At 62.3% G+C, this 6,217-nt stretch carries 6 protein-coding genes; 3 read left to right on the forward strand and 3 right to left on the reverse strand.

Going from position 1 to position 6,217, the window contains the following annotated elements:
- Positions 1–792, reverse strand: a 792-nt coding sequence (locus AC1DYI_RS24020) for a DUF7453 family protein (protein ID WP_477206654.1), incomplete at its 3' end; no start/stop codon positions are given.
- A gap of 2 nt (positions 793–794) precedes the next feature.
- Positions 795–2,567, reverse strand: a complete 1,773-nt coding sequence (locus tag AC1DYI_RS24025; RefSeq protein ID WP_477206655.1) for a CocE/NonD family hydrolase — start codon at positions 2,565–2,567, stop codon at positions 795–797.
- A gap of 236 nt (positions 2,568–2,803) precedes the next feature.
- On the opposite strand from AC1DYI_RS24025, the gene AC1DYI_RS24030 reads away from it, so the two are divergent.
- Positions 2,804–3,364: a dihydrofolate reductase family protein gene (locus AC1DYI_RS24030; RefSeq protein ID WP_477206656.1), complete on the forward strand. Its 561-nt coding sequence runs from the start codon at positions 2,804–2,806 to the stop codon at positions 3,362–3,364.
- On the opposite strand, the gene AC1DYI_RS24035 is transcribed toward AC1DYI_RS24030, so the two are convergent.
- The gene (locus AC1DYI_RS24035) at positions 3,343–3,912 is read right to left on the reverse strand and encodes a GNAT family N-acetyltransferase (RefSeq protein WP_477206657.1); all 570 of its coding nucleotides are present in this window, start codon (positions 3,910–3,912) and stop codon (positions 3,343–3,345) included. The genes AC1DYI_RS24030 and AC1DYI_RS24035 overlap by 22 nt on opposite strands.
- A gap of 366 nt (positions 3,913–4,278) precedes the next feature.
- On the opposite strand from AC1DYI_RS24035, the gene AC1DYI_RS24040 reads away from it, so the two are divergent.
- On the forward strand, positions 4,279–5,883 hold the full coding sequence (locus AC1DYI_RS24040) for a restriction endonuclease (RefSeq protein ID WP_477206658.1): 1,605 nt from the start codon (positions 4,279–4,281) through the stop codon (positions 5,881–5,883).
- A 117-nt stretch (positions 5,884–6,000) separates the two neighbouring features.
- On the forward strand, positions 6,001–6,217 hold a 217-nt coding region (locus AC1DYI_RS24045; RefSeq protein WP_477206659.1), incomplete at its 3' end, for a hypothetical protein.

Below are 6,217 nucleotides of genomic sequence, written 5' to 3' on the forward strand. Positions count from 1 at the left end.
GTTGATCAGGACGCCGCGAAAGCTCTCGAACCCCGCTTCGGCGTCGACCACACACGCCAGCCGGCCTGAGGCCGCAGTGAATATCCCCCATGCACCGGAGGTGCGCCTGGCGGCAAATGCGACGTCGCCGCGGTCGTTGATGATTGGAAAGCGCGCGATCTCTTCGAAATCGTGGCCCGTCATCGCGACGGCGGCACATTGCTCATCCCGCTGGACGAAGATGCCTTGGCTGTGGTCGGGCAGATCTGCCCGGAACACGACGTGCCCGTCGTTGTTGACCACGGGCAGACCTTCGAAGCTGCAAAACCGATCGCCTGCTTCGGCGACGGCATGGAACTGGGAGCCGCGCCACACTCGAATGCAAGCCTGTCCGTCTTGCGATGTCCCACGGACGGCGACGTCGTCGTGCTCGTTCATGGTCGGCCCTAACGGTCCGATCCCGCTGAACCGGTCCCGCGCGTCCGTGACCGTCACGCTGCCATCGGGGCGCATCAGCAGGACGGCCTCGTCGCCGCCCTTCAGCGTTCCGTAGACAGCGAGCTTGCCAGCCTGGTTGATGTCAGGGTGGCTTGAGAACAACCGTACCGGACAGGCGGTGGACGTGGTCACGGCGATATCAGCGATGGACTGGCCGTCGCTCGTGAAGACGCCGCTGTGCCCATCGCTCAATGTCGCCTGGAAGGCAACGACCCCATCGTCGTTGATGGACGCCACGTAGGGAGCGAAATCGACGAACCGACCATCATTCGCGGCGATGGGCGTCAACGAGTAGGGCCTGAAATGCAGCATCATGTTCACCTCGTTGTGAAACCTGACGTCCCGCTTCGCAGGATCGRCACCGTGACGTAGCTGCGATTCGACCACTCGACCTCCAGCTTCTGCTTCGCGTCAGCGATGGTCTCGTCGCTCACATCCTTGCCGGTGCCGTAGTTCAGTTGCGAGAAAGGGTTCTTGTTGACGTTCAGATAGACCACCAACCGGCTTCCTTTGCCCAGGCGCTTGCTCACGAGCTTGGTCATGCCCAAGGGGATGGATTCCACCTTGCCAGGCGTGAGCAGTGCGCGCCGGGTAGGGTCCTTGGCGAAGCTTGCGCGGTTGATGACGTACGAGAGGTGAAAGTACTTTCCATCCGGCATCAGCTCGTACATCGTGACGCCCACATCGAAGTCACGCTTGTTGATACGCGCGAGGATCTCGCCACCGAATGCGCCGTTGACCAGCACTTCGTCGTCGAACGGCTCGCTGACGAAGATGTAGCCACTGCTCGTGTCGATCTCGTTGGTGATGATCGAGCCCGGGTAGTAGTCGTTGTCGAACTGCCTGCGGTTCTTCAGGTCGACCTCCTGGTGGAGAAATGCTTCCTTCGCTGGTGCCGCAGCACTCAGGGAATGGGCTCCCTTGAGTTTGGCCGCTGAGGCCGCCGATGGCGCTGCGTTGCTCAGGAAGAGCTTGAGCGTCTGATTGCTCATGGCTTCCAGCGAGGGGGCGCTACGCCACYGATCCGTCCCCATCACCTGGTAGTTGATCTTGTCCTTCAGGATGGCGGGCTTGGGCGCACCTTTGAGGATGTGGTCCAGCCATTCGTAGGTGATGGCCTTGGTGTCGATCAAGGCGGCTGCGGGCACCGGCATGCCGTTGATCTCCTTCTCGCCGCCACGCTGGGCGCCGAAGTGGCTCCAGGGGCCGATGATCAGGTAGTGCTCGGCGCCAGGGAGATAGCGCATGTGCTCGCGCAAGTAGTTGACGCCGGATACCTGTGAATCGTTGTAGTAGCCGTCCACCGAAAGCACCGGTATCTTGATCTGCGCGAAGTCCTGCTGCCAGGGGGCCATCGCCTGCCAGTAATCGTCGTAAGCCGGGTGCTGCAGCCAGCGCTGCAGCAGGGGGTTCGGCGTACCGTCGACCTTGTCGATCGTGCGGTAAGCAACGCCGCTGTTCCACCACGCGAACTGCATCTTCCTGAAGCGGTCGCGGTCGTCGTTGACGGCAGCGTCGAGGGTGTTGTTGTTGCCGACATAGAACGCCCACTGGTAGTTGGGGTTGATGAAGATGTTGTTCTCCATCGGCAGGCCCATGCCGGGGCGATTCGCCACGTACGGCACGATGGTCTTGAGCGCCGGGTGCAGCTTCTTGGCGGCCGCCCATTGGGTGAAGCCGTTGTAGCTGCCGCCGAACATGCCGACCGCGCCATTGCTCCACGGCTGGTGGCTGATCCAGTCGATGACGTCATAGGCATCCTGGCCGTCACGCTCGTAAGGAGCGATCGCATCCGGGCTCAGGTATTTGCCGCGGCTGTACACGATCATGGCCGCGTAGCCGCGGTCGGCGATTTCCTTCAGGCCAGCCAGGTCGCGCTCGGGGCGGACGTAGATGGTGAACTGCAGAACCGTGGGTTGCGGCGCCGCCGCGTCCTTCCGGCGCACCAGCATGCCGGATACGGTGGCGCCATCGCGCGATTTGAGCAGGACCTTGTCGTTCAGCTCATAGACGGGATCCGTGGTCTGCGCACGTGCGCCTCCAAGGCATGTCAGCAAGACGCATAGCGCCAGCGCCAGAACCCGGGTCATCGAATCATCCCTCTACCATTGCGTTCACTACTGCCACATGGCACGGGCCGGTCGAGCGCGTCCGACAGACCATGTGGTTGCACGCTGCAAGTCGCGCAGCGCCACCACCAGCGCGGCATGGCTACCGGCGTCCTCGAACGAGGTTATCACCCCCCGCGGCCACTGCTCGCGTGCTCAAATGTTGGGCAGAAATCATCAACGATCCACATACGACACGTCAGCCGGAGACTCGCCGCATGGGACTCTTGACCTTCAGCATCAACGTCACCTTGGACGGTTGTATCGACCACCAGGAGGGAATCGCCGACGACGAGACACACGCCTTCTTCACTCGACTCATGGACGAGGGTGGGGCGATGCTGTGGGGCCGCATCACCTACGAGATGATGGAGAGTTACTGGCCGGCGGTCGCCCGCGGCGAAGTGAAGGCGCCGGCGGCAGTGCGCGAGTGGGCGATCCAGCTYGAGGCCAAGCCGAAGTACGTGGTGTCCACGACGCGAAAGGACTTCCCGTGGACCAACAGCCACCACATCGCTGGCGACCTGCGCACGGCTGTGCAGGAGCTGAAGGACGCGACCCCGGCCGGTGTGCTCCTCGGCAGCGGCATGCTCGCGACCGAGCTTGATCGGCTGGATCTGATCGACGAGTACAAATTCCTCATTCACCCCAGGATCGCCGGCCACGGCCCGACCCTGTACCAGAGCGGGCTACCCAGCACGCGACGACTCGAGTTGGTGTCGGCGAAGCCGCTCCACAACGGCACGGTCGCCATGCACTACCGGCGCGAGCGCGGCTGACAACCGGCCAACCAGTCCGCCCGCAGCAGGCCGTAGAAGGCCGAATCCGATATTTCGTCGCCGATGATCCAGCGTTGTCGCAGCAGACCCTCGCGCTGGAAACCGAGACGTTCGAGACAGACGATTGACGGTCTGTTCCTGGGGTCGACATCGGCCTCGATTCGGTTGAGGCAGAGCTGTTCGAACGCGTGATCGAGGAGCACCGTCAATGCCTCGGTCATGTAGCCCTGGCCCCAGGCTTCGAACACCAGCGAATAGCCCAGTTCGGCGCGCCGGCTCAGCGAGTCGATCTGGAACAGATCCACTGTGCCCAGGAACCGCTCGTCGGCTCGGGCGCGAATGACCAGGCAGACCGACTCTCCTGTTGCGATACCGAGCCGATGGCGCTCGATCTTCTCCGTTGCCTGCTCGGCSGACTCCCATGGGAGCGTACTGCCATACCGCATGACGCGCGCATCGCAGCGATGGGCAAACAGTGCCGGCGCATCGGCATCCGACAGGGGAAGCAGCGACAGTCGTGGCGACGTGAGGGCGACTTCGGAAAGCATCAATGCACGTCCTTTGCGACAGGGGCGCGTGGGTAGTCAGGGCCGTTGATGGTATTTCAACAGCGAGCGGTCCGGGTTCGCAAACTGGAGGCTGACTGACCGAGCACGCCACCAACGCCGAGGGCGAGCGCGTCACGGCCTACGAAGGCGCAGGAGTTGTCGGCACGGCCGGCGCTGCAGCTAGCGCCGTCAGTGGTGGACACCTGTCGAGATCGCGGCCGGCGCTGGCGTCGTGCTGGGCATCCTGCTTCCCGAAGCCGGCCCTGCGTTCACCTATCGGTGTGCGATTGGACGTGAAAGGGTAGACCCCAGAAGCAGCAGGCGACACACCTCGTAACATGCGGTTTGCGACCAAGGGAGAGAACAATGGGACGCAGAACCGGCTTTGAAGGCTTCCTAAGAGCCGCGGCCAGGACGGCCGCCGCCGCGCAGCGCGAGCATCAACGGTCGCTGCGCGCGCAAGCTACGCACGCAAGAGCCCTTGAGCGACAGGCGCGCACCGCCCGTACGCAGGCCCTACGCCAAGCTACCGAGGCTGAGCGCTTGGCCAAGAAGGAGTACCTCGAGGACCGTCTYGAGGAGGTCGGGGACCTCAACGAACAGCTGAAAGAGACAGTGGAGGCGCTCCAGGGACTTTTGATGCATACCCTGGGCCGCGACGACACAGTTCCGTTCGACAGCCTCCGAGTGAAGGACGAGTTCGAAGCCTTTAGTGCCCCGCAGGAACTGCGACCTGGCGTCGAACCTCCGCCAAGGGAAATGCCGGCTCCGACGTTCTTTGCGCGGCTCTTACCCGGGGCAGCGGGGCGCCACGAAAAGGCGGTTGTCAAGGCGGCTGAAACCCATCGGGCTCAACTCCAACGCTTTCAGGAGTTGGAACGCACTAAAGCCGAAAAGCTAGCGAAGCTGAAAGCCGGTCATGAAAACCGCAAGGCGGCGTTTAACGCCGAAAAGCAGCAGCGCAACGCCGAGGTGGATGAGTTCGAAGCCGCGTACAGGCGTGGCCAACCAGACGCTGTAGCTGCCTATTGCGACATGGTGCTGGCTCGGTCCGAGTACCCCGAAAACTTCCCTCAGCAATTCAAGGTCGCCTACAACGAGGCCTCAAAAGAAGTGGTCGTGGAGTACGACGTTCCAGAGCTCGCCGTGGTACCGGAAGTTGCGGAATACAAGTACGTCAAGACCAAGGACCTCATCGACCCAAAGATGAGGAAGGCCTCGGAGCGCAAGGCAACCTACCAGGACATCGTCGCTTCGATAGCGCTTCGAACCATCCACGAACTGCTTGAGGCGGACCAGGCTGACGTCGTCGCCCTCGTGACCTTCACAGGCGTGGTCGACACGACCGACCCCGCCAGTGGACGCCCGGTGCGCGTGCCGCTCATTTCGGTCCGAGCTCCGAAGGCAGACTTCCTCGCGCTCCGACTAGACAAGGTGGACAAGACCGCGTGCCTCAAGAACCTCGGCGCCAAGGTCTCCGCCAGGCCAGACGAACTTCAGGCGGTGAAGCCAATCGTCGAGTTCAACATGGTCGACAGGCGGTTCGTTGACCAACACGACGCGCTTGGTGGGCTTGAGTCGCGCCCGAACTTGATGGAGATGACTCCGACCGAGTTCGAAGTGCTCGTGGCAAACCTCTTCGGGAAGATGGGGCTTGAGAGCAAGTTGACTCGGTCTTCACGCGACGGCGGTGTGGACGCGGTGGCGTTTGATGCGCGGCCGGTTCTCGGCGGCAAGGTCGTGATTCAAGCAAAGCGATATCGCAACACCGTCGGCGTGGAGGCGGTACGTGACCTCTATGGAACGATGCTCAATGAGGGCGCCAACAAGGGCATCCTTGTCACCACGAGCGGGTACGGGCCGGACGCATACAACTTTTCGAAGGACAAGCCGGTGGAACTCATTGACGGTGGCGGATTGCTCTTCCTGTTGCGTGAGCATGCGGGCGTAGACGCCCGCATCTCGTGCTGACCGTCAGCGGGCTCAGGTCGTCGCTCCGGCATTGTCGAAGGACTCCGCACCTCCTAGCAATTCGTACGCCGGCCACGCGCCACTATGGGCTTGCATTGGGATTGCACAGCTTCAACTATGTATCTAAACCTCAACCGCCGTTTCGGCCTCCTAACCAAGTACACAGTTGAGGAGCTCTTCGCTCCGAATGTCTTGGGAAAGCGACTGACGTGGGACCGCGTGCTCGAGGGAAGCTTCTCTCTCATCACCGCCCGGGCCAACTTCGGAAAGTCAACCGAACTCTCGGCCTGTGCCCAGAGCCTTCGAAGCGAAGGCAAGCACGCCGTGTTCGTCC

The organism is Ideonella sp. P3_A4 (assembly GCF_056403075.1).